The following is a 24,120-nucleotide window of genomic DNA, read 5'->3' on the forward strand; positions in this document are numbered from 1 at the left end:
AGGTGACGGAGGGGGAGGACACGGAACGCGCGTTTCGCGTGCCTCCCCCTCCGTCTGGCAAGCGCCAGCCACCTCCCCCTTGCGGGGGAGGATTATGCTTAGCTCTCGCGAACGGAGCTCGTTGCCAGCCTCGCCAGCCGTGCTTCATGTTCAACTCGGCCAAACGGAAACCGCGAGAAGAAGAACGCCGAGACGCAGGCTAGTGCGATGTAGAGGCCGGCGTAGATCAGCGTGAGGCGGTCGATCGTCCCCACCGGAACCGTCCCCGGCGTCGCCTTGGCCGGGAACCCCGCCACCGCGAGGATCATGCCCGCGAAGAAAATCCCGATCCCGCTGGTGCATTTCTGGACGAAGAACGAGCCGGCGAAGAACACGCCTTCGGACCGCCGGCCCGTCTTCGCCTCCGAATCCTCGACCACATCCGCCATCATCGACGCGCCGAGGATGAACCCGGTCACGTTCGACGCGGTGCCTAGGATGAAGAACCCGAACAGCATCGGCAGCAGCGTGGACTCGCCGACCTCCGGAAACACGCCGAGCATGCGCAACCAATAGGGCGAGGTGTTGAGCGCCGCGCCGCATAACACCGCGGTCATCGCCGCCTTGGGCTTGCTGGCGGATTTTCCGAGCCGGGGCGCCGCCAGGAACGCGAGAAAGACACCCGAAAACAACGCGATGGTCAGATATACGAAGGTCGGGCCCTTGAAGCCCCATACGTAGATATAGAGGTAATTCGACATCGCGTAGCTGATGCCCTGGATCGTGTAGGCGCAGACGCCCGCCGCCATCAGGATCGCGAAGGCGCGGCTCTTCACCGTTTCGCGCAGTTCGGCGAAGGAATCACGCAGAGTCTGCCGGGCGATCGGGGCGTTGGGGAGATGCTTGATCTCGTGGTGCGTGCCGAGCGCCGACACGAGGATCGCTACGCCGATGAGCAGCGCGCCCGCGAGCGCGAAGCCGCTGTAACCGGCGCGGTTGAGCAGGCCGTTGGGGAACGCGGCGGTGGGCGCGAGGAAATATTTGTACGCGGACAGCAGCATCAGCAGCCCCCCGACCCAGCCGAACAAATAGCGATACGCCATGATCCGCGTGCGCTCGTCATAGCCGGAGGTCAGCTCGGGAGTCAGCGCGACCGAGGGGACCTCGTAGCAACTCACCGCAGTGCGCACGAGCACCGCCATCGCGAACAGCCAGACCAGCGTCTGCGGCTCCGACATGATCGAGGGCGGGTTCCACAGCAGCAGCCAACCGACCATGATCGGCAGTGCGGAGGCGTACATCCAGGGATGCCGCCTGCCCCATTTGGTTCGCGTGCGATCGGAGAAGAAGCCGACCGCGGGGTCGACGAACGCATCGATCAGCAGCGCCATCATGATGACGAGGCCGACGGTGGCGGAGGGCAGCCCGACGACCTGGTTGTAGAACAGCAGCAGGAACGTGCCGAAGCCTGCGTCCTTCACCCCGTAGGCGACCGCGCCGAAGCCGTAGCTCGCCATCGTGCCGTTCGAGAGGCGGCGGCCCTGAGCGCTCATGACGCGGCGGTCATTTCAGTTTGTCGAGAATTGCGAACAGCGAGGGTTGCGCAGGGTCCCAGCTCGGCCGCGTGCCGATCGTCATGCCGCCGTCGACGAGGATGTGCGTGCCGGTGATGAAGCTGGCGTCCTCGCTGGCGAGGAACGCGACTGCGGCGGCGATGTCGTCGCCGGTGCCAGGGCGGCGGATCGGCTGCGCGTCGGCGGCGATGTGCGCGATCATCGCGTCGGCTTTGGTCGTCTTGTCCTCGTCGAGTTCGAGCGCCCGCGTGAAAATGTTGGTGACGATGAAGCCGGGTACGACCGCGTTCACGCGGATCCTGTGCTGCGCGAGATCGGCGGCGGCTTGCTTGGTGAGGTGGAGCACGCCGGCCTTGGCGGTGGAGTAAGCGGTCGGCGCGTAGCCGGTGCCGAGCGCGGATACCGACGAGGTGTTGACGATCGCGCCACCGCCGCGCTTGACCATGAGCGGTGCTGCGTAGCGGATGCCGAGTGCGACCGAGCGGAGGAGGAGCGCCTGGGTGCGGTCCCAATCCTCCGGGCTGATCTCGCCGATCGGATCGCGTGAGCCGCCGGCGCCGGCGTTGTTGAACAGGATGTCGAGCCCGCCTGCATCGTCGGCGGTCTGCATCAGCGCCTCGATATCGCCGGCCTGGAGGACGTCGGCACGCTGGAAGATGATGCGCCCGCCGGATGCGTCGGCGAGCGCATGGCCACCGGCTTCGTCGATGTCGCCGATCAGGACGGTGGCGCCTTCGTCGGCGAGTCGGAGCGCGGTCGCCCGGCCGATGCCGGACGCGCCGCCGGTCACGACGGCACGCTTGCCTGAAAACCTCACACGCACTCTCCTGCTCTTTTTTGCGAGCATAGTATGGCTTCTGCACTCGTCAATGATGGCGCGTTCGAAAAACGGGTTTGCGGCAGAGCACGGGCGGCGATACCAAGCGGCCAAACATTTGGAGGATGCGTGATGGATACGACCAACCTGTTCCGGCTCGACGGCCGCGTCGCGCTGATCACCGGCGGCAGCCGCGGGATCGGCAAGATGATCGCCGCCGGCTTCATCGCGCAGGGGGCGAAGGTGTATATCTCTTCGCGGAAAGCCGATGTGTGCGAGGCGGCGGCCGCGGAACTCGGGCCTAACTGCATCGCGTTGCCGCAGGACGTCTCGACGGTGGCGGGGTGCAAGGCGCTGGCCGCGCAGTTCGCCGAGCATGAGGGCAAGCTGGATATCCTGGTGAACAATGCGGGCGCGGCGTGGGGCGTGCCGTTCGAGGAGTTTTCGGAGATCGGCTGGGACAAGGTCATGGACCTCAACGTGAAGTCGCCGTTCTTCCTGACGCAGGCGCTGCATGCGGCGCTGAAGGCTTCGGGATCGCGGGAGCGGCCGGCGAAGGTGATCAACATCACGTCGATCGATGGGCAGCGGCTGAATCCGTGGGAGACGTACAGCTATCATGCGTCGAAATCGGCGCTGATCTACCTGACGAAGCGGATGGCGGCGCGGCTGGTTACGGATTCGATCAACGTGACCTCGATCGCGCCGGGGGCGTTTGCTAGCGACATGAACAAGGCCGCGCGGGATCATGGGGATACGGTGGCGCAGGGCATCCCGGCGAAGCGCGTCGGGGTCGACGAGGATATGGCTGGCGCTGCGATTTATCTGGCGAGCCGGGCTGGGGATTATGTGATCGGGGAGACGATTACGGTGGATGGTGGCCTGGTGCATGCGTCGTTGGGGACGAGCATCGACGCGTGAATTTATTCCCTCGCCCCTCCGGGGAGAGGGAGGGAGCAGCCGCTTGGCGGCGGAAGGGAGAGGGGCGTTGGAACGAGCCGCCCGAGCCTCACTCCCCTCTCCCTTCCCACGGCAAGCGCCGCGGGCCCCTTCCCTCTCCCCGTAGGGGCGAGGAAAATTAGCGGGCGATACCTCCTGCTGCGAGGACGGCCAGGGTAACCAGTTCGCTCGCCGTGCTGGTCATCGGGGCGACCTGGACCGGCTTTTCCATGCCGATGAGCATGGGGCCGATGACTGAGTCCCCGCCCAGTTCGCGGAGCAGCTTGGCCGAGATATGCGCCGACTGGAGGCCCGGCATGATCAGGACGTTCGCGGGGCCGGACAGCCGCGCGAAGGGGTAGTTCGCGAGCTGCTTCGGGTTCAGCGCGACGTCCGGCGCCATCTCACCTTCGTATTCAAAGCCGACCTGCCGCCCATCCAGCACCGTCACCGCATCGCGGATGTTGTCGAGCCATTCGCCCTTCGGGTTACCGAAGTTCGAATAGCTCAGGAACGCCACGCGGGGTTCGTGACCCATCCGCCGCGCAACCGCCGCGGTCTGTTCCGCGAAGTCCGCCAGTTGCTCGGCAGTCGGGCGTTCGTTGACCGTCGTGTCCGCGATGAACACGGTGTGGCTCTGGCCGACCAGCAGGTGGATGCCGAACGGCGTCTTGCCCGCAGCCGGATCGATCACGCGATAAATCTGCCGCATCGTCTCGCCGTACGTCCGCGTGATGCCGGTGATCATCGCGTCGCCTTCGCCGAGCTGGAGCAGCAGCGCGCCGAAGATGTTGCGGTCCTGGTTGACCATCCGCTCGCAATCGCGGCGCAGATAGCCGCGGCGCTGGAGCCGCGAATACAGGAAGTCGACCATCCGCGGCACCAGCGGCGAGACGCGGCTGTTGTGAAGTTCGAAGCTCTCCGGGTCGGTGACGCCCAAGGCGCGCAACCGGTCGGGCACGTCGTCGCGACCGACCAGCACCGGCGTGCCATACCCGCCTTCCTTGAACGCGATCGCGGCGCGGAGGACGACCTCTTCCTCGCCCTCCGCGAAGATCACGCGCTTCGGGTGCGCCCGCGCGCCTTCATAGGCCATCGACAGGACCGAGGTGGTCGGGTTGAGGCGGGCACGCAGCGAATGGCGATACGCCTCGATATCGAGGATCGGCTTGGTCGCGACGCCAGACGCCATCGCCGCCTTGGCGACCGCGACGGGGACGACTTCCATCAGCCGCGGATCGAAGGGGGCCGGGATGATGTACGTCGGGCCGAAACTGTGGCTGACGCCGTATGCGGCCGCGACTTCCTCCGGCACGCGTTCGCGCGCCAACTCCGCGATGGCGTTGGCGGCGGCGATCTTCATCGCGTCGTTGATGCCGGTCGCGCGGACGTCGAGCGCACCGCGGAAGATGAACGGGAAGCCGAGTACGTTGTTGACCTGGTTCGGATAATCCGAGCGGCCGGTGGCGACGATCGCATCGGGCCGCGCGGCCATCGCCAGTTCGGGGCGGATTTCGGGCTCGGGGTTGGCCATCGCGAAGATAATCGGCGCGGGGGCCATGTCCTTGACCATCTCCGGCGTCAGCGAGCCCGCCGCGGACAGCCCCAGGAACACGTCGGCGCCGACCAGCGCCTCGGTCAGCGTGCGCGTCTCGGTGATCGCGGCGTGCGCGGACTTCCACTGGTCGATGCCATCGCGGCCCTGGTAGATCACGCCCTTGCGGTCGCAGAGGATAACGTTGTCGCCGCGCACGCCCATCGCTTTCACGAGCTCGGTGCAGGCGATCGCCGCGGCGCCGGCGCCGTTGACGACGATCTTCACCTCGGAAAGCTTCCGCCCGGTCAGCAAACACGCATTGATCAGGCCGGCGGCGGTGATGATCGCGGTGCCGTGCTGGTCGTCATGGAAGACCGGGATGTTCATCCGCTCGCGCAGGGCCTGCTCGATGATGAAGCATTCGGGCGCCTTGATGTCCTCGAGGTTGATCCCGCCGAACGCGGGCTCCATCAGCTCGACCGCGTCGATGAAGCGGTTCACGTCCTCGGTCTTGAGCTCGATATCGATCGCGTCGACGTCGGCGAAGCGCTTGAAGAGGACCGCCTTGCCCTCCATCACCGGCTTGCTGGCGAGCGGCCCGAGATTGCCCATGCCGAGGATCGCGGTGCCGTTCGAGATGACCGCGACGAGGTTTCCCTTGGCGGTATAGTCGTAGACGGTGGCGGGATCGTCGTAGATCGCCTGCACCGGGACCGCGACGCCGGGCGAATAGGCGAGCGCGAGATCGCGCTGCGTCGCCATCGGCTTGGAGGCGATGATCTCGATCTTCCCCGGACGGCCTTCCGAATGGAAGAGCAAGGCTTCGCGTTCGGAGAATTGCAGCGTTTCGTCGGACATGGGCGGGGACCTCTCTCTTTGGCCTGTGTCTTTACGCAGGGGAGCCGGCGATTGGAACTCCTTCTCCCCCACGGGGAGAAGAGGCGCGCATGCGCCGGATGAGGGGCGGTTGGGGTGCGCGCCCGAGCCTCACTCCCCCTCACCCTCCCACGCTTCGCGCGGGCCCCTCCCTCTCCCCGGGGGGAGAGGGGTTTTATGAGGCCGGGCTTTTCGCTACCCGCACCGTGATGTCGCACCCCGCCCCTACCCCCATGATGACGCAGTATCTCGGCCTGAAGGCGGAGGCGCAGGATTGCCTGTTGTTCTACCGGATGGGCGATTTCTTCGAACTGTTCATGGACGATGCGCGGACCGCCGCGGGGGTGCTCGACATCGCGCTGACCGCGCGCGGCGAGCATGAGGGCAAGCCGATCCCGATGTGCGGCGTGCCCGTGCATGCGGCGACGGTGTACCTGCAACGGCTGATCAAGGCTGGCCACCGGGTGGCGATCGCCGAGCAGGTCGAGAGCCCGGCAGAAGCCAAGGCCCGCGGCGGATCGAAGGCGCTCGTCGCACGCGCCATCGTCCGCGTAGTGACCGCGGGCACGCTGACCGAGGAGGCGCTGCTCGACGCGCGGAGCGACAATTGGTGCGTGGCGATCGGCGAGGCTGGCGGGTCGGTGGCGATCGCCGCGGCGGACGTGTCGACAGGACGGTTCGAGATCGTTGAGGTTGCGGGCGATGCGGTCGAGGCGGAACTGGCGCGGCTTGGCGCGGCCGAGGTTGTCGCGTCGGAGGCTAGCGCTTTCGAGGAGTCGGCGACGACGCTGCGGCCGAAGACGGACTTCGACAGCGGGGCTGGCGAGGCTCGGCTGAAGCGAGTGTACGGCGTAGCGACGCTCGATGGATTTGGGCAGTTCGGGCGCGCGGGGCTGGCCGCGGCGGGCGGGCTGGTCGCGTATCTGGAGCATAATGCGAAGGGCGCGATGCCCTTTCTTCGACCGCCGCGGATCGGGCGGGCGGCGGAGACGATGGCGATCGACGCGGCGACGCGGGAGAGCCTGGAGCTGACCTGCACGACCGGTGGCGTGCGGAAGGGGAGCCTGCTCGATGCGGTCGACCGGACTGTCACCGGGGCCGGTGCGCGGTTGCTGGGGGCGGATCTCGGCGCACCGTTGATGGACAAGGCAGCGATCGACGCGCGGCTCGATCTGGTACGGCTGTTCCATGACGACCAGGCGGCGCGGGAGAAGTTGCGGTCGACCCTGCGCGCTCTGCCGGACATCGGCCGCGCGCTCGGGCGGCTCGCGGCGGGGCGTGGTGGTCCGCGCGATCTGGGGCAGTTGCGCGACGGGCTGGACGGTGCATGGAGCCTCGGCGAGCGGCTCGACGGCATCGTTGACCCGCCGGTGCTGCTCCGGGACGTCGCGCCAAGATTGCGCGGACACGGCGCGCTGATCGACCTGCTCAAGCGCGCGCTGGTGCCGTCGCCGCCGATCGAGCCGTCCGATGGCGGCTATATCGCAGCGGGCTATGACGCGGCGCTCGACGACCTGCGCGACGCAGGCGCGGGCGGCAGGCGGGCGATCGCCGCGCTCGAGGCGGAGTTCCGCACCGCGACCGGCGTTACCGCGCTGAAGATCCGCCACAACGGCGTGCTCGGCTATCATGTCGAAGTGCCTGCGCGCGCGGCGGATCCGTTGATGAAGCCGGAGAGCGGCTTCACGCATCGCCAGACTCTAGCCGGCGTCGTCCGGTTCAACACGCCCGCCCTTCACGAGGTCGCGGCGAAGGTGTCGCAGTCGGGCGCGCATGCGTTGGCGGCAGAGGCGGCGCATCTCGAGGAACTGACCGCGCAGGCCTTGGCAGGGCGCGAGGCGATTGCGGCGACGGCGGATGCGCTCGCGCGGCTCGACGTCGCGGCTGGGCTGGCGGAGCGCGCGGCGGAAGGCGCCTGGACGCGGCCTTCGCTGGTCGATCATGCGTGCTTCGATATCGAGGGCGGCCGGCATCCGGTGGTCGAGGCGGCGGTGGCCAAGTCGGGCGACCGGTTCGTCGCCAACGACTGCAACCTTTCAGAAAGTTCACGGCTGTGGCTTGTCACCGGCCCGAACATGGGCGGTAAATCGACCTTCCTCCGCCAGAACGCACTGATCGCCGTGCTGGCGCAGGCGGGATCGTATGTGCCCGCGACCAAGGCCACCCTGGGGCTGGTCGATCGGCTGTTCAGCCGGGTCGGCGCGTCGGACAACCTCGCGCGTGGCCGCTCCACCTTCATGGTCGAGATGGTCGAGACCGCGGCGATCCTCGCGCAGGCGACGCCGCGCTCGTTCGTGATCCTCGACGAGGTCGGCCGTGGTACGTCGACGTATGACGGGCTCGCGATCGCGTGGGCGGTGGTCGAGGCGATCCATGAGGACAATCGCTGCCGCTGCCTGTTCGCGACGCATTACCACGAGCTGACGCGGCTTGCCGAACGCTGCGAGGCGCTGTCGCTGCATCACGTCCGCGCACGCGAGTGGAAGGGCGAGCTGGTACTGCTCCACGAGCTCGCGGACGGGCCAGCGGATCGGAGCTATGGCCTCGCTGTCGCGCGACTGGCGGGGATGTCGCCGGTGACGGTGGCGCGCGCGAAGGCGGTGCTGGCGAAGCTCGAAGCCGGGCGCGCGAAGACCGGGGGGATCGCGGCGGGGTTGGACGACCTGCCCTTGTTCGCGGCGGCAGCGCAGGTCGAGGAGGTGGCGTGCGATGTGCTGCGCGAGGATCTGGCGAAACTCGATATCGATGCGATGAGTCCGCGGGATGCGCTTGAGGCGCTCTATCGGTTGAAGGCCTTAGCCAACGAGGGGTGATCCCTTCCCCCGTCATGCCGGGCTCGTTCCGGCATCCACTGTTCCGCACATCCGGGAGACTAGAGTGTGCGGGCCGGTGGGCCCCGGCCTCCGCCGGGGTGACGGATTGAGGGAAGCAAGGCGCAACCGACTAAGAATGCGCGCGTCCTAGTATCTCACGATACGGCGATGCTAGGCGGCGGCCGGATTTAGCGGAGCGCGGGCCTTGGGCGGACATCATCACGGGCATTCACATGATCACGGCCACTCGCACGCGGGCCACGGCGGAGGCCACTCCCATGGCGGCCACAGCCACGCGCCCGCCTCGTTCGACCGTGCGTTCGCGATCGGGATCGGACTCAACATCGTGTTCGTCGCGGTCGAGGCGGTCGTCGGCCTGCGGATCGACTCGGTCGCGCTGCTCGCCGACGCCGGCCACAATCTGTCCGACGTGTTGGGGCTCGTCGTCGCCTGGGGCGGAACGATGCTTGCGCGCACGGCACCGACCAAGCGCTTCACCTACGGGCTGAAGGGCTCGACGATCCTCGCCGCGCTGACCAATGCGCTGCTGCTGCTCGTCGCGCTCGGCGCGATCGTGCTGGAGGCGTCGCAGCGGTTCTCGGACCCTGCCCCCACCGCCGGCCTCACCGTCTCGATGGTCGCGGGCGTCGGCATCGCCGTCAACGCGATCACCGCCTGGATGTTCGCACGCGGGCGCAAAGGCGACGTCAACATCCGCGGCGCGTATCTGCACATGGCGGCCGACGCGCTGGTATCGGCGGGCGTGGTGATCGCCGGCCTCGTGATCTGGCGCACCGGCCTCACTTGGATCGACCCGGCGGTCAGCATCGTCATCGCCGTCCTCATCTTCTGGCAGACCTGGGGCCTGTTGCGCGAAACCGTCGAGATGGCGCTGTCGGCGGTGCCGCGCGGGATCGCGTTCGACGATGTCGACGAGGCGCTGTGCAGCCTGCCCGGCGTCCGCGAAATCCATGACCTCCACATCTGGCCGATGAGCACCACCGAACCCGTCCTCACCGCGCATCTGGTGATGCCCGGCGGCCATCCCGGCGATCACTTCCTGAGTGATGCCAGGACGATGCTGCACGAGAAGTTCGGGATCGGCCACGCAACCTTGCAGGTCGAGACGGGTGCCGGCCACGACTGTTCGATGGCAAGCCCGGACAAGGTCTGACGCGCGCTTCGGACGACGCGACGCTTCAGACGAAGTGGAAATCGGCCTTTGCGCGGCTGGTTTCCCCTTCCAGTGCCTGATCGCGATAAGGTCCCTCGCGGTCGACCCAGTGCAGGAAGAGATGCGCCGACCAGCCGTTCGGGTTCGGCGTCATGCGACCGTGGCGGTGATGCACGCCCTGGTAGAGGACCGCATCGCCGACCTCCATCGTGATCGCGGCATGCGGCTCCGCGCCGAAATCATCGGTAACGCGTGCGCTCGGCTCGGTTCGCTGCGTGCCGACCTCGAGATCCCACGGCGCACCGTCGCTGTAGTCGAGCGTCAGCGAGAGGCTGTGTTCGCACGCCAGCCGATCCGAATGCACCATACAGACGTCACCCTCGCGGTAGACCCGGAAGTAATCATAGGTCGGTAACAGTTCGCGTCCGACGAGCTGGCTGACGATCGGCGTCAGCCCCCAGAGAAACTGCAGCATCGGCGGATATTGTTGGCCATAGACCTCGAACGCGGGGCGCTTGAGCAGATTGGGATGCTGCGTGACCGTGCTCAGGTCGACACTCGCCAATCCGAGATCCTGTTTCAACCGGCGGAGGAATGCATCGGTTACCTCTACCGGTACAAGTCCTTGAATATGCGCGAACCCGTGATCGCTATAGCTGCCTTCGACCTTCATGCGGCGAGGGCTATCGACCAGGGCAGATCGTTGCAAGCCCATGCGCCGGTCCGGATGCCATGCACCGGAATGAACTTTATCGGCATGATGCAGGTTATCCTTGCACAGATCAGGAGTGAATTCATGAAGAAGCATCTTATCGCCGCGCTGATGTCCGTCGCTGTTGCGGCCCCGGCGATGATGCCGACGGCAGCAACCGCGCAGCGTAACGACGATCGTCGTGACCGCAACGATCGCAACGACCGCCGCGGAAACGATCGCAACTGGCGTGGTGACGATCGCAACTGGGATCCGTCGCGCAGCTATCAGAACGGCAATTATCGCGAGCGTCGCCTTGGCCGCAACGACCGTATCTATCGTGGCAAGGATGGTCGTGCGTATTGCAAGCGCAATGACGGCACGACCGGTCTGGTGATCGGCGCCCTGGGTGGCGGTGTGCTGGCGAACCTGATCGGTGGCGGTACGCTCGGTACGCTGGCGGGTGCCGGTGGTGGCGCGTTGCTCGGCCGGTCGGTCGATCGCGGCAACGTGAAGTGCCGCTGAGCCTTTAACCGGGTTTAAGAATGACGACGGCGGCCGAGCGATCGGCCGCCGTTTTTATGTCTGGATGAGCGCGCTTCACGATCCCGTTCCAAGCCCGTTCGTGCTGAGCGAAGTCGAAGCACCTGCGCGTTGGACGGACCCTTCGACTTCGCTCGGGCCGAACGGAAGTGTTCAGTAGGCGCGCGCTACCGCGAATTCGACGGCCTCGACCATCGCGTCCTTGGCGTCCCCGTTCGCGAAGCCGCCGATCGAGTCGATCGCGCGCTGGCCATAATGGCGGGCCCTCGCGAACGTGTCGTCGATCGCGCGGGTCGAGCGGATTAGGCGAACCGCGTGTTGCAGGTCGGCGTCGCTGTCGCGGCGTCCTTCGACCGCGTCCTTCCAGAATGCGCGATCCTCGGCCGAGCCGCGCGCATACGCCAGGATCACGGGGAGCGTCATTTTCCCCTCGCGGAAGTCGTCGCCCGCGTCCTTGCCCATCGTGTCCGCGTCCGAGACGTAATCGATCGCATCGTCGACCAGCTGGAACGCGATGCCGAGGTTGCGGCCATACGCGTCGAGCGCGGCTTCCTCCGCTTCGGGACGCTCGGCGACGACCGCCGAAATCCGGCAGGCCGCGGCGAACAGCGCGGCGGTCTTCGCGCCGATGATGTCGAGGTAGCGCTCCTCGCCGAGATCGACGCGGCGCGCGGCGGTGAGCTGGTTCACCTCGCCCTCGGCGATCACCGCGCTGGTCGAGGACAGGATTTTGAGCGCCTTGAGGCTACCGGCCTCGACCATCAGTTCGAAGCTGCGACTGAACAGGAAATCGCCGACCAGCACGCTTGCCGGGTTGCCCCAGATGATGTTGGCGGTGCGCTTGCCCCGGCGCAGGTCCGAGCCGTCGACGACGTCGTCGTGGAGCAAAGTCGCGGTGTGAATGAACTCGACCGCGGCGGCGAGCAGGTGATGCTGCGTCCCCGAATAGTCGATCAGCCGCGCACTCGCGAGCGTCAGCATCGGCCGCATCCGCTTGCCGCCGCCAGCAATCAGGTGACCGGCCAGTTCGGGGATCAGCGGGATTTCCGACTCCATCCGGCCGCGGATCACCGCATTGACCTGGTCCATATCGCCGGTGACGAGCTTGACCATCGGGTCCAGCGAGGGCTGTGACTCGGGATTGGGACGTAGGGTTTCGAGGCGGTGGACGGTGGCGCTCATCTCTCCGAGCCTCTGACGCCTATGCCCCTGCAAAGCAACCCTTGGTGCCCCTTGCCGTTCGCGACCCATGCCCGCAAAAGGCGCGCCGAACCAACGAAAGGGTGCGTGGATGGCTGACGATCTGCTCAACGGATACCGCCAGAGCATCGACAATATCGATGCGGCGCTGATCCACATGCTCGCCGAGCGCTTCAAGGTGACCCAGGCGGTCGGCCGGCACAAGGCTACGCACGGCCTGCCGCCGGCCGATCCCGGCCGCGAGGAACGCCAGATCGCGCGATTGCGGCATCTGGCGGCGGAGGCACAGCTCGACCCCGAGTTTTCGGAGAAATTCCTGCGCTTCATCATCGACGAAGTGATCCGCCACCACGAGCGGCTCGCGCACGATCCGGATTGACGGGCGGGGCAATCAGCCAGGCGTAGAGAATATCTACCCCTCAAGCTTACCGCTTTGACGAATTTGACGCCCTCAACCAAAGTTACCACCCCGGCGAAGGCCGGGGTGGGGCCTCTCAGTCCGGCATTTCAGCACGGGGCGGAATACAGCGCAGAGCAGCAGGGTGACGAAAACGTCATCCCTGCTCCACCTGCCGATCATCCGACTTGGCGCAATCGGTTGCGGATGACGTGGTTCCACCGATCCCTGCTCGTGCTGGCTATGGCCGCTGTTGCCGCGGCAGGCTTCATGGGCTGGCTCGGCTATTTCGGTGGCCCGCTGTTCACCGACGTCCCCGCCATCACGACGCCGGCAAAGCCCCGTCGCCCGTTCGCCGCGGTCCTGCTGACCGGCGATCTCGGCTACAAGATCGGCATGGCACCGCAGATCGCGCGGCGGCTCGCGGCGGACGGCGTGCCGGTGGTTGCGGTCAACACGCTCACCTATCTGCGCCGGACACGGACGCCGGCGGACATCACGATGCTGATCGCCCGCGCCGAACAGCGGGCGCTGCGGTTCGGGCAGACCGACCGGGTCGTGCTGATCGGCCAGTCGTTCGGCGCGGACATGCTCCATGTCGGGCTGGTCGACCTCACCCCCGACCTGCGCGCGAAGATCGCCAAGGTCGCGCTGATCGTGCCCGAGAACACCGTCCAGTTCCGCGCGTCCCCGAACGAAGTGTTCGATTACTTGACGCCGACCACCGATGCGCTGCCGACCGCCCGCCGTCTCACCTGGGCGCCGCTGCTGTGCGTGCAAGGCGTCGAGGAGGCCGAGAGCCTGTGTCCGTTGCTGACCCAGGCCAATGCACGGCGGGTCGCCCTGCCCGGCGGACACCCGCTTCACCGCGACGCCGATGCGCTCTACGACGTGCTATCGCGGTTCGTATTCGCGGATTGAGGATCGACCGATGGTTGCTGCACTGATGGCGCTCGCGATGGCCGCGGGCAGCCCCGCTCCCGCTTCCCCCGCTCCCGCTTCCGCGGTGGAAGGCGTCTGGCATAACCCGAAGAACAGCGTGGCGGTGAAGACCGGTGCCTGCCCCGACAAGACCGGCGGCAGCAAACTGTGCGGCTGGGTCGTCCGCGCCGACGAAGAAGCGCAAGGCGACGCGCGCGATGGCGGCACGCCCAAGCTGATCGGCACGGCGTTGCTGCGCGAATACCGCCCAAGCGGTCGCAACCGATGGTCCGGGCAGATCTTCGTACCCGACATGGGCCGCACTTTCGGATCGACGCTGACGCTGATCGACGCGGACACGATCGACGTGAAGGGGTGCCTGATCGGCGGCTTCCTGTGCAAGACGCAGACGTGGCGACGCGGTTGACGCGCGTGACCCGGATCCGCGACTGGGCCCGGATCCGCGAGTGGATCGCACATCGCCGCGGCACGCTGATCGCGCTCGCCGTGCTGGTGGTGGCGGTGCTCGGCTTCGCGGCGATCCACAAGCTCACCGCGGAGATCCGCCTGTCGGAGGTCCGCGGGGCGTTCGCGGCGCTCGGCTGGCCCGAATTGTCCGCGTCGATCGCGCTGACGGTCGTCAGCTACATCGCGCTCACCTTCTACGACACGATCGCGCTCCGGGTGATCGGCCACCCGCTGCCGTGGCGCACCGCCGCGGTCGCCTCGTTCACCAGCTACACGATCAGCCACAATCTCGGCCTCGCGATGCTGACAGGCGGCTCGGCGCGCTACCGTGTCTACAGTCGCGCGGGCCTCGACGAAGCCGCGGTCGCGCGCGTCGTCCTGATCGCCGGCGTGACGTTCTGGGCAGGGGTGATCACCGTCGCCTGCCTGTCGATGGCACTGCATCCCGGCATGCTGCCGATCGTCCGCTGGACCATGCCGCCGCTGCTGGAGCGGTCGATCGGCGTCGCGATCCCGCTGGCGATGCTGGCGATCGTCCTGCGCTATCGCCGCGGCGGGGCGATCGGGCTGTTCGGCTGGCGACTGCCCTTGCCCGATGCACGGCAGGCGCTGGCGCTCGTGCTGGTCTCGACGGTCGACCTCGCCGCGGCGAGCGCAGCGCTGTTCGTCCTGTTGCCGGGTGCCTCGCCCGATCTCTATCCGGTGCTGTTCCTCGGCTATGCGGTGGCGATCGTGGTCGCGTTGATCAGCCATGTGCCGGGCGGGCTCGGCGTGTTCGAGGCGGTGATCATCGCGACGATGCCACAGAACAACGCGACCATCCTCGCAGCCCTGCTCGCCTATCGCATCATCTATTACGTCGCGCCGCTGATCCTGGCGGCGGTATTGCTGGCGTTCCACGAGGGCCGGCAATGGCGTCGTCGCGACCGCACCGCCGGACAGGAGCGTCGCGGCACCGATCCGCTGGCGATCGCGCTGCCGCTGGCGCCGTTGCTGCTGGGCGTGCTGGTCTTCCTATGCGGCGCGATGCTGCTCGTCTCGGGCGCGCTGCCCGCCGCGCCGGGCCGGATGGACATGCTGGCGAGCGTCCTGCCGCTGCCGATCAGCGAGATGGCGCATGTCGCGGCGAGCCTCGTCGGCGTGATGCTGTTGTTCGTCGCGCTCGGGCTGTACCGGCGGCTCGACGGTGCGTTCTGGGCGGCGCGGTTGTTGCTGGTCACGGGGACGCTGCTGTCGATCGCCAAGGGCCTCGATTACGAGGAGGCGACCGTGCTCGTGCTGACCGCCGCCGCGCTGCAATGGACACGGGCGGCCTTCTATCGCCGGACGCGGCTGACCGCGGAGCCGCTGTCGCCCGAATGGCTGGTCGGCGTCGGCGCCGCGATAGGCCTGTCGGTGCTGATCGGCTTCTTCGCCTATCGCCATGTCGGCTATTCGAGCGACCTGTGGTGGCGGTTCGAAACCGACGCGAACGCCTCGCGCTTCCTGCGCACCAGCCTGGCGGTCGGGCTGTTGCTGATCGGCGCGGCGATCTGGCGGCTGTTCGCGGCCGCACCCGTGCCGATGGTCCACGACGAACTGCCGCGCGACGTCGCCGACGCGGCGCTCGCGCATGCCGACCGCACCGACGCGATGCTCGCCTTTACCGGCGACAAGCGGTTCCTGGTGTCGGACAGCGGCGACGCGTTCCTGATGTACCAGGTGAAGGGCGCGAGCTGGATCGTGATCGGCGACCCGGTCGGCCCGAGCGAGGCGTGGTCCGAACTCCTCTGGGCGATCCGCGCGCGTGCCGACGCTGCGCAAGGTCGGCTGCTGCTGTACCAGATCGGCCTCAGGATCGTGCCGATCGCAATCGAGATGGGGCTGAAGCTCGTCAAATATGGCGAGGAGGCGACCGTAGAGCTGGAAGGCTTCACGCTCGACACGCCCGACATGCGCAGCGTGCGCAAGGCCAGCCGCGTCGCCGAGCGTGCCGGCGCAGAGTTCGCGGTCGTGCCCGCCGCCGAGATGCTCGCGATCATGCCCGAATTGCACGCGATCTCCGACTGGTGGCTGGCCGACAAGAACCACGCCGAGAAGCGGTTCAGCGTCGGCCGGTTCGAGCCGGGGTATATGGCGAAGTTCGACTGCGCGGTGGTGCGGATCGACGGGCGCATCGTCGCCTTCGCCAATGTCTGGGGCACGCCGAACAAGCAGGAGCTGTCGGTCGACCTGATGCGCCACGCCGAGTCGATGCCGCAGGGGGGCATGGATTTCCTGTTCACGCGGCTGATGCTGTGGGGCCACGAGCATGGCTATCGCACTTTCTCGCTCGGGATGGCACCGCTGTCCGGGATCGAGGCGCGGCGGCTGTCGCCGACCTGGTCGAAGGTCGCCGCGTTCCTGTTCCGCCACGGCGAGCGCTTCTACGGGTTCGCCGGCCTGCGCGCCTACAAGGAGAAGTTCCGCCCGAACTGGACGCCGCGCTACATCGCCTCGCCGGGCGGCACGTCGCTGTTGCGCGGGCTGATCGATTTGCAGGCTTTGGTGAGCCGGTAAGGCTTGCTAGGGCTTCCCGCCTTGCTAGGGCAGACGCCATGAGCTTCCTCCTGGCAATCGAAGGCGCCGACGGCGCGGGCAAGGCCACCGCCTCGGCATTGGTCGTCGAGCAATTGCGCGTCGCCGGTCGCACCGCCGACGTCGTGTCGTTCCCGCGCTATACCGAGACGGTCGGCGGCTGGGCGCTCGGCGCGATGCTGGCGGGGACGCTCCCGCGCGGTACGTCGCCGAAAGCCGCCGCGGTGTTGTACGCGCTCGACCGGATGGAGTCGCTCGATCACCTGCTGGCGACGATGGCAGCAAACGACATCGTGGTGTTCGATCGCTACATCGCCTCGAACATGGCGTATCAGGCGGCGCAGGTCCCGGCGGACGAGGCGGATGCGATGATGGCGTGGATCGCCGATCTGGAGACGGGGTCGTTCGCGCTGCCCAAGCCCGACCTGTCGGTCTATCTGGACACGCCGGCCGAGATCGCGCGCGGGCTGATCCTGAAGAAGCGCAAGCGGTCGTACACCGACGATGCGTTCGACGCCTACGAAGCGGATACCGGGCTGCAGGACCGGGTCAGGACCAACTACACCGCGATGGCGAAGGCTGGGTTGCTCGGACGGTGGGCGACCGTTTCGACCGTGAAGGACGGCGCGTCGCGGGCGCCCGCCGAGATTGCCGCGGAGATCGTCACGCTGCTCGACTGACCCGCGTCCGTCCGATCTTTCGTGCGCGCGCCCACCCCCCGTCATCCTGACGAAAGTCAGGACCCAGTGTAATGGAACGCGGCCCTGCTTTGCTCTGGGTCCTGACTTTCGTCAGGATGACGGAGGTGGCGCGCGCCTTCCTAACTTTTTTGTCATCTACGGATTCCGCATTGCAGCATAAGTAAACGCCATTACTTAGCACGCTAATGACTTCTTCCCGTGCCGCTCTCGAATCCTCCTACGCCCGCACTCTCCTGCCGCTCGCCCGCCTGTGGCGCCAGGCAGCGGATCGGGCGCTCAGCGACATGTGCGTGTCCGCGTCGTTGGGATGGGCGCTGGTCCAGGTCGGCCGGCTAGGCGACGACGTGCGCCAGACCGATCTCGCCACCCAGCTCGACGTGACGCAAGCCTCGCTCGTCCGCTCGATCGACCAGATGACCGCCGCCGGCCTCGTCGAGCGCCGGCGCGATCCCGCCGATGCGCGCGTCAGCCGGATCCGCCTGACCGACCGCGGCCGCACGCTCGTCACCACGATCGAGGCGAAGTTCACCACCCTGCGCCACGAAATGCTCGAAGGCGTCACCGACGACGACCTCGCCACCGCCCTGCGCGTGGCGGAGCAACTCGGCGCGCGGTTCATGGCGGATCGCGCGCGATGAGCCTGCCCCGATGATCCTCGCCCGGTTCGGCGCGAAGGAAGCGCTCTTCTCGGTCAAATGCCTGATCGCCGCGTTCCTCGCCTACTACATCGCACTCAGGATCGGCCTGACGCGCCCCTATTGGGCGGTGACGACGTCGTATATCGTCGCCCAACCGCTGGCCGGCGCGGTGCTGTCGAAGGCGGTGTTCCGCGTCGCGGGCACGGTGCTCGGCGCGATCGCCGCGGTCGTGCTCGTCCCCAATCTCGTCAACGCGCCCGAACTCCTGTCGCTCGGCCTCGCGCTGTGGCTAGGCCTGTGCCTCTATATCTCGCTGCTCGACCGGACGCCGCGCGCCTACGTCTTCCTGCTCGCCGGCTATACCGCCAGCATCATCGGCTTCCCCTCGGTCGCGACCCCCGGCGCGGTGTTCACCACCGCGGCGCTGCGCGTGCAGGAGATCACGATCGGGATCCTCTGCGGCAGCCTGATCCACGGCCTCGTCTTCCCGCAGACCGTGACCGCCGCGCTGCTCGGCCGGATCGACGCGATCCTTGCGGACGCCGAGCGCTGGTCGCGCGATTCGCTGGCCGGCGAGTCCGATGCCCAGCTCGATCGCGACCGCCGCCGGCTGGCGCTCGATATCAACGAGCTGCATCAGCTTTCCATCCATTTGCCGTTCGACACCGCGCGCCTGCTGCCGCGCGTCCGGACGTTGCGCGCGTTGCAGGCCGAGCTGTCGATGCTGCTGCCGCTCGCAAGCGCGGTCGACGACCGGATCGTCGAGCTGAAGCGCGGCGCCGACGCCCCCCGTCCCGAGGCGCTCGCGCTGATCGAGGACGTCCGCGCGTGGCTGCGCGATCCGCCACCCGTCACCGAGCGCGGCGCGACCGCCGACGCGTTGATCGCTCGCGCGCGTGCGCTCGAGCCGCCGGTCGACGACACGCTGATCTGGCGCGATGCGTTGCGGTTGAGCCTGCTCGCCCGCCTCGGCGAACTGGTCGACGCGCACCGCAACGCCCGCGACCTGCGCGATCAGATGCGCTCGCCGTCGCGCACGCCCGTCACGCCCGCGGTCGCCCGCCTGCTCGCGCGCACCGCCAAGCGCCCGCTGCACCGCGACCGCGGCATCGCACTGCGCGCCGCCGCCGGCACGATCATGACCATCCTGCTGGGCTGCGCCTTCTGGATCGGCACCGGCTGGTCGGACGGCGCGGGCGCGGTGCTGATCGCCGGCGTGTGCTGCGCGCTGTTCGGCAACAGCGACAATCCCGCGCCGGCGATCAAGGCGTTCTTCTACGGGACCATCCTCGGGTTGATCGTGTCCGCGGTCTACGCCTTCGCGATCCTGCCGCGGGTGACCGATTTCGTGACGCTGGCCGCGGTCCTCGCCCCCCCGATGCTGATCGGCGGGATGTTCCTCGCGCGGCCCTCGACCTTGCTCGTGACGCTCGGCGCGCTGCTCGGCGGGTTGAATACGGTCGGGCTGAACGACCGCTTCGGCGGCGGGTTCGACGCGTTCCTCAACGGCGGCATCTCGCAGCTGGTCGGCACGCTGTTCGCGGTCGTCACGGTCGGCCTGTTCCAGACGATCGGTGCGGATACCAGCGCCCGGCGGCTGATCCGGGCGGGCTGGCGCGAACTGGCGACCCGCAGCGATTCGCCCGGCCGCCCCGACGCCGCCGGCTGGATCGCCCGGATGCTCGACCGCATCGGGCTGCTCGCGCCGCGGCTCGCGCTGCAGGGCGAGGACCCCGGCAAGCCGTTGCTCGACGCGCTGACCGACCTGCGTGTCGGCGTCGCGGTCGGCGAATTGCGCCAGTTGCGGCTCGACGGTACGCCGAACGAAGCCGTGCTGATCACGCCGGTTCTCAAGGGGATCGGCGCGCATTACCGCGCGCTGCGCCCCAACGAACCGGCGCCGCCCGAGCCCGACCTGCTCGCCGGGATCGACACCGCGATGACCGGGTTCGCGACCAGCACGCCAGACCGTCACCGCACCAGCATGCTCGCGCTGACCTCGCTGCGTCGCAACCTGTTCCCGTCGGCGCCGCCTTATCTGGCACCAGCGTACGGAGTGGCGGCATGACCGGCGAAATCTCGATCGGCGGCGTCTACCTGCCGAGCCTCCTGCTGCTCGCGGTGGCCGCCGTCATCCTCACCGGCATCGCCACACGACTGCTCGCCTTCGCCGGCGCCTATCGCGCGGTGACGTATCGACCGCTCGTCGACCTAGCGCTTTTCATCCTCATCCTCGGGCTGCTCGCCCTGCTGACCGGACCTTCCGCATGAATACCCGACTCAAATCGCTGCTCGCCCCCCTTGGCCGCTCCGCCGTCACGATCGTGATCGTCGCGCTGGCGGTGCTGGTCGCGCTGTGGCTGTGGAAGCGGTACGAGACCGATCCGTGGACGCGCGACGGGCATATCCGCGCCGACATCGTCCGCGTGACGCCCGACGTCGCCGGCCTCGTCACCCGGGTCGCGGTGCGCGACAACCAGGCGGTGAAGCCCGGCGACGTGCTGTTCGTGGTCGATCGCCCGCGCTTCGAACTGACGCTGGCGCAGTCGGACGCCTCGATCGCGAGCGCCCGTGCGACGCTGTTGCAGGCACGCCGCGAAGCGCAGCGCGATCTCGCGCTCGGCGATCTGGTGGCGAAGGAGACGCACGAGCAGAACGTCGCGCGTGTCGCGACAGCATCGGCAGCGCTGGCGCAAGCACAGAGCGCACGCTCGACCGCCGCGCTCAACCTCGCCCGCACGACGGTGCGGGCGACGGTGCACGGGATCGTCACCAACCTCGATCTCCACCCCGGCGACTACATCGCGACCGGCGCACAGGCGATGGCGTTGGTCGACACCGACTCGCTGCGCGTCGAGGGCTATTTCGAGGAAACCAAACTCGGCAGCATCCATCTCGGAGACCCGGTGATCGTCCACCTGATGGGCGAACCGCAGGCGCTGCACGGTCGCGTCGACAGCATCGCCGCCGGGATCAACGACAGCGAGCGGACGAATACGACGAACCTGCTGCCCAACGTGAACCCGACCTTCAACTGGGTGCGGCTGGCGCAGCGCATTCCGGTCCGCGTGAAGCTGACCCAAGTGCCGAAGGGGGTGCAACTGATCGTTGGCCGCACCGCGACGGTGACGGTCGAGCCAAGGGTCGCGGCGGGGACGACGGCATGATGCGCGCCTCCATCCGCCCCACCCCCCGCCGTCATCCTGACGAAAGTCAGGACCCAGGGTTACAAGCGACGTCCTGCGTGGCTCTGGGTCCTGACTTTCGTCAGGATGACGGAAGAGTGGGCACTGCTCACGTCGGTCGCCGCGGTATCGCAACGGTCATCGCCGTGCTCGCGCTCGCCGCCTGCACCACCGCCGGCCCGAACTACGCCCCCCCCGACCGCGCCGCCGTCAACAACCCCTCCGCCCAAGGCCAGTTCGACAGCGGCCACGAAAAGGCGTTTGTCGACACGCCGCTCCCCGACCATTGGTGGCAGCTCTATGGCGACCCCCGCCTCGACGGCTTCGTCACCGAAGCGCTCGCCGCCAACACCGACCTCCGCGCCGCCGACGCCAACCTGCGCCGCGCCGATGCGGTCGTCGCCGAAGTCGCCGCGGGCCGTACGCTGTCGACCGTGCTCGGCGGCGGCACCTCGCTCGACCGCCCGTATACGACCGGCGGCAACCTCCCCGGTACGCTCGACTACAACCTCGGCATCACGCTCGCCTATCCGCTCGACCTGTCCGGCCGCATCCGCCGCGGGATCGAGGCAGCCCAGGGCGATGCCGAGGCCGTCGCCGCCGCGCGCGACAATGTCCGCGTCACCGTCGCCGCCGAAACCGCGCGCAGCTATGCCGCCGCGTGCACCGCCAACATGGTGCTCGCCGCCAACACCCGGATCCTCACGCTGCAACGCCAGACGCTCAGCGTCACGCAGCGCCTGCAACGCGGCGGCCGCGGCACCGCGTTCGACGTGACGCGCGCAAGAACCGCGGTCGACCAGAGCGAGGCGCTGATCCCGTCGCAGGTCGCGACGCGCACTGCCGCGCTCTACAGGCTCGCCACGCTGATGGGCCGCGCGCCCGCCGACTATCCCAAGGACGTCGCGACCTGCGCCAAGCCGCCCGCGCTCACCCGCCCGCTCCCGATCGGCGACGGTAGCGCGCTGATCCGCCGCCGCCCCGATATTCGCGGTGCCGAGCGCTCGCTCGCCGCCGCGACCGCGCGGATCGGCGTCGCGACCGCCAACCTCTACCCACAAATCAGCCTCGGCGGATCGGCCGGGTTCACCGGACCGGTCTCGTCGCTCGGCTCGGGCAACGCATTCCACCTCGGGCTCGGGCCGTTGATCAGCTGGAGCTTCCCCAACCGCCCGGTCGTCCGCGCGCAGATCGCGCAGGCCGGCGCAGCCGCGAACCAGGCGCTCGCGCAGTTCGATTCGACCACGTTGGAAGCGCTCCGCCAGACCGAGACCGCACTGTCCGCCTATGCCCGCGAAGGCGACCGCAACGCCGCGCTTCGCCGTGCGCAGTCCAGCGCCGCGCGCGCCGCGGACCAGGCCGGCACGCTCTACCGGTTCGGCCGCACCGATTTCCTCTCGCTGCTGACCGCACAGGCCGCGCTGACAACCGCGCAGGCCAACCTCGCCGCGTCCGATGCGTTGCTGGTCGACCGCCAGGTCGACGTGTTCAAGGCGCTTGGCGGGGGGTGGCAGACGTGAGGCTCCGCAGACGCGGTCTCGCCTCGATCAACAGCGAGATCCGCGACGGCATCATGCCCGCCGCCGACACCATCGCGCGCGTCGCCAAGGACCCGGATGCGCTGCCGCACACGCCGAGCAACTACCGCGTCACCGCGCTGATCATCGCCTGCGCGCTGTTCATGGAGCAGATGGATTCGACCGTGCTCGCGACCGCATTGCCGACGATGGCGCGCGATTTCGGCGTGCCCGCGACCAGCATGAGCGCGGCGCTGACCTCGTATCTGCTGGCGCTGGCGATCTTCATTCCCGCCAGCGGACGCCTCGCGGACCGGTTCGGCTCGCGCACGATCTTCCGCGCGGCGATCCTGATCTTCGTCGGCGGATCGATGCTGTGCGGCCAGGCGACCAGCCTGCCGTTCATGATGGTCGCGCGCTTCCTGCAGGGGCTCGGCGGCGCGATGATGATCCCGATCGGCCGCCTCGTCCTGCTCCGCAGCGTCGCCAAGGAGGACATGGTCCAGGCGATGTCGTGGCTGATCATGCCCGCACTGATCGGCCCGATCCTCGGCCCCCCGGTCGGCGGCGCGATCGTCACCTATCTCGACTGGCGCTGGATCTTCTACCTCAACGTCCCGATCGGGCTGCTCGGCGTGGTGCTGGTGACGCGCTACATCGGCGAGGTGCGCGAGGACAAACCGGCGCGTTTCGACGTCCCCGGCTTCATCCTGTCGGGCGTGTCGCTCGGCTGCCTGCTGTTCGGGTTCGAGATGACCAGCCGCACCGGCGAATTGCCGCGCGCGGTCGTGCTGATCGCGGTCGGGCTGGTCGCCGGCGTCGCCTACATCCGCCATGCCAAGCATCGCAGCGACCCGATCCTCGACCTGTCGCTGATGCGAATCCCCACCTTCCGCCTGTCGGTGATCGGCGGATCGCTGACCCGCATCACGCAGGGCGCGCAGCCGTTCCTGCTGCCGATGATGCTCCAATTGGGCTTCGGCATGACCGCGGCGGCGAGCGGCGCGATCACGATCGCCGGCGCGATCGGCTCGCTGATGATGAAGAGCCTCGCACCGCGCGTGTTGCGCCGCTTCGGCTTCCGCAACAGTCTGATCGTCGGCGGCCTGTGCGCGAGCTCGGGCTATGCGGTCGCCGGCCTCTTCCGCCCCGACTGGCCGATCCCCGTCATCTTCGCCGTGCTGATGATCTCGGGCTTCTTCATGTCGTTCCAGTTCTCGGCGTACAACACGATCGCCTATGACGAGATCCCGTCGTCGCGGATGAGCAGCGCGACCAGCTTCTACGCGACGTTCCAGCAGCTGATGCTGTCGCTAGGGATCTGCGTAGGGGCGGCGTCGCTGCATGTCGGGATGCTGGCCACGGGCGCGACCCGGCCGGCGCTGGCGAACTTCACGCTGGCGTTCCTGGTGGTGACCGCGGTGTCCGCGTCGGCGACGATCTGGAACCGCCGGTTCGCGGTGGATGCGGGGGCGGAGCTGAGCGGACACCGGGCCAAGTCGGCCGTCCTGGCCCCTATCGTCATCCTGACGAAAGTCAGGACCCAGGGCCACGAACGGCACCGCTTGTGATCCTGGGTCCTGACTTTCGTCAG

General features: G+C 68.0%; 20 protein-coding genes. 15 read left to right on the forward strand and 5 right to left on the reverse strand.

From position 1 onward, the window contains the following. Positions 1 to 98: 98 nt before the first annotated feature. Together U1737_RS11005 and U1737_RS11010 are read right to left on the reverse strand one after the other, a co-directional pair. Positions 99 to 1,532 (reverse strand): MFS transporter, encoded by a 1,434-nt coding sequence (locus U1737_RS11005; RefSeq protein WP_332796810.1) that lies wholly within the window; start codon positions 1,530 to 1,532, stop codon positions 99 to 101. A 10-nt stretch (positions 1,533 to 1,542) separates the two neighbouring features. Further along, complete coding sequence (locus tag U1737_RS11010; RefSeq protein ID WP_332796811.1) at positions 1,543 to 2,370, reverse strand: SDR family NAD(P)-dependent oxidoreductase; 828 nt, start codon at positions 2,368 to 2,370, stop codon at positions 1,543 to 1,545. A 132-nt stretch (positions 2,371 to 2,502) separates the two neighbouring features. Here U1737_RS11010 and U1737_RS11015 point away from each other — a divergent pair, with 132 nt between their 5' ends. After that, entirely contained in the window at positions 2,503 to 3,291 is a 789-nt protein-coding gene (locus U1737_RS11015; protein WP_332796812.1) for an SDR family oxidoreductase, read from the forward strand. Positions 3,292 to 3,448: 157 nt separating this feature from the next. Here U1737_RS11015 and U1737_RS11020 read toward each other — a convergent pair whose 3' ends face one another. Then, the gene (locus U1737_RS11020) at positions 3,449 to 5,704 is read right to left on the reverse strand and encodes an NADP-dependent malic enzyme (RefSeq protein WP_332796813.1); all 2,256 of its coding nucleotides are present in this window, start codon (positions 5,702 to 5,704) and stop codon (positions 3,449 to 3,451) included. 251 nt (positions 5,705 to 5,955) lie between these two features. On the opposite strand from U1737_RS11020, the gene mutS reads away from it, so the two are divergent. Beyond that, entirely contained in the window at positions 5,956 to 8,535 is a 2,580-nt protein-coding gene (gene mutS / locus U1737_RS11025) for a DNA mismatch repair protein MutS (RefSeq protein ID WP_332796814.1), read from the forward strand. Positions 8,536 to 8,740: 205 nt separating this feature from the next. Next, positions 8,741 to 9,709, forward strand: a complete 969-nt coding sequence (locus U1737_RS11030) for a cation diffusion facilitator family transporter (protein WP_332796815.1) — start codon at positions 8,741 to 8,743, stop codon at positions 9,707 to 9,709. Positions 9,710 to 9,734: 25 nt separating this feature from the next. On the opposite strand, the gene U1737_RS11035 is transcribed toward U1737_RS11030, so the two are convergent. Further along, the gene (locus U1737_RS11035; RefSeq protein ID WP_332796816.1) at positions 9,735 to 10,382 is read right to left on the reverse strand and encodes a hypothetical protein; all 648 of its coding nucleotides are present in this window, start codon (positions 10,380 to 10,382) and stop codon (positions 9,735 to 9,737) included. A 123-nt stretch (positions 10,383 to 10,505) separates the two neighbouring features. Between U1737_RS11035 and U1737_RS11040 the strand changes: the two genes are divergently transcribed. Then, a complete protein-coding gene (locus U1737_RS11040; protein WP_248522596.1) occupies positions 10,506 to 10,925 on the forward strand; it encodes a glycine zipper 2TM domain-containing protein in 420 nt (139 codons plus the stop codon). Between the two features lie 171 nt (positions 10,926 to 11,096). Here the strand turns inward: U1737_RS11040 and U1737_RS11045 are convergent, their stop codons facing one another. Next, on the reverse strand, positions 11,097 to 12,125 hold the full coding sequence (locus U1737_RS11045) for a polyprenyl synthetase family protein (protein ID WP_248522595.1): 1,029 nt from the start codon (positions 12,123 to 12,125) through the stop codon (positions 11,097 to 11,099). A 109-nt stretch (positions 12,126 to 12,234) separates the two neighbouring features. Here U1737_RS11045 and U1737_RS11050 point away from each other — a divergent pair, with 109 nt between their 5' ends. The 11 genes from U1737_RS11050 (at position 12,235) to U1737_RS11100 (ending at position 24,097) form a co-directional block, all read left to right on the forward strand. Further along, the gene (locus U1737_RS11050; RefSeq protein WP_248522594.1) at positions 12,235 to 12,522 is read left to right on the forward strand and encodes a chorismate mutase; all 288 of its coding nucleotides are present in this window, start codon (positions 12,235 to 12,237) and stop codon (positions 12,520 to 12,522) included. Between the two features lie 261 nt (positions 12,523 to 12,783). Then, entirely contained in the window at positions 12,784 to 13,461 is a 678-nt protein-coding gene (locus tag U1737_RS11055; RefSeq protein ID WP_332796817.1) for an AcvB/VirJ family lysyl-phosphatidylglycerol hydrolase, read from the forward strand. Between the two features lie 10 nt (positions 13,462 to 13,471). Then, the gene (locus U1737_RS11060) at positions 13,472 to 13,888 is read left to right on the forward strand and encodes a DUF2147 domain-containing protein (protein ID WP_332796818.1); all 417 of its coding nucleotides are present in this window, start codon (positions 13,472 to 13,474) and stop codon (positions 13,886 to 13,888) included. Beyond that, on the forward strand, positions 13,873 to 16,467 hold the full coding sequence (gene mprF / locus U1737_RS11065; RefSeq protein ID WP_332796819.1) for a bifunctional lysylphosphatidylglycerol flippase/synthetase MprF: 2,595 nt from the start codon (positions 13,873 to 13,875) through the stop codon (positions 16,465 to 16,467). The genes U1737_RS11060 and mprF overlap by 16 nt, the downstream gene beginning before the upstream one ends. Positions 16,468 to 16,505: 38 nt before the next feature. Then, positions 16,506 to 17,165: a nucleoside/nucleotide kinase family protein gene (locus U1737_RS11070; RefSeq protein ID WP_332796820.1), complete on the forward strand. Its 660-nt coding sequence runs from the start codon at positions 16,506 to 16,508 to the stop codon at positions 17,163 to 17,165. Positions 17,166 to 17,371: 206 nt separating this feature from the next. After that, complete coding sequence (locus tag U1737_RS11075; protein WP_332796821.1) at positions 17,372 to 17,824, forward strand: MarR family winged helix-turn-helix transcriptional regulator; 453 nt, start codon at positions 17,372 to 17,374, stop codon at positions 17,822 to 17,824. Positions 17,825 to 17,834: 10 nt separating this feature from the next. Then, positions 17,835 to 19,892: an FUSC family protein gene (locus U1737_RS11080; RefSeq protein ID WP_332796822.1), complete on the forward strand. Its 2,058-nt coding sequence runs from the start codon at positions 17,835 to 17,837 to the stop codon at positions 19,890 to 19,892. Next, entirely contained in the window at positions 19,889 to 20,095 is a 207-nt protein-coding gene (locus U1737_RS11085; protein ID WP_248522587.1) for a DUF1656 domain-containing protein, read from the forward strand. The genes U1737_RS11080 and U1737_RS11085 overlap by 4 nt, the downstream gene beginning before the upstream one ends. Beyond that, positions 20,092 to 20,991: an efflux RND transporter periplasmic adaptor subunit gene (locus U1737_RS11090; protein WP_332796823.1), complete on the forward strand. Its 900-nt coding sequence runs from the start codon at positions 20,092 to 20,094 to the stop codon at positions 20,989 to 20,991. Before U1737_RS11085 ends, U1737_RS11090 begins: the two co-directional genes overlap by 4 nt. 116 nt (positions 20,992 to 21,107) lie before the next feature. Beyond that, positions 21,108 to 22,529: an efflux transporter outer membrane subunit gene (locus U1737_RS11095; protein WP_332796824.1), complete on the forward strand. Its 1,422-nt coding sequence runs from the start codon at positions 21,108 to 21,110 to the stop codon at positions 22,527 to 22,529. Continuing rightward, on the forward strand, positions 22,526 to 24,097 hold the full coding sequence (locus U1737_RS11100) for a DHA2 family efflux MFS transporter permease subunit (protein ID WP_332796825.1): 1,572 nt from the start codon (positions 22,526 to 22,528) through the stop codon (positions 24,095 to 24,097). The genes U1737_RS11095 and U1737_RS11100 overlap by 4 nt, the downstream gene beginning before the upstream one ends. The last annotated feature ends 23 nt before the right edge of the window (positions 24,098 to 24,120 follow it).

Source organism: Sphingomonas fucosidasi (assembly GCF_036663855.1).
Classification (GTDB): Bacteria; Pseudomonadota; Alphaproteobacteria; order Sphingomonadales; family Sphingomonadaceae; genus Sphingomonas; species Sphingomonas faeni_B.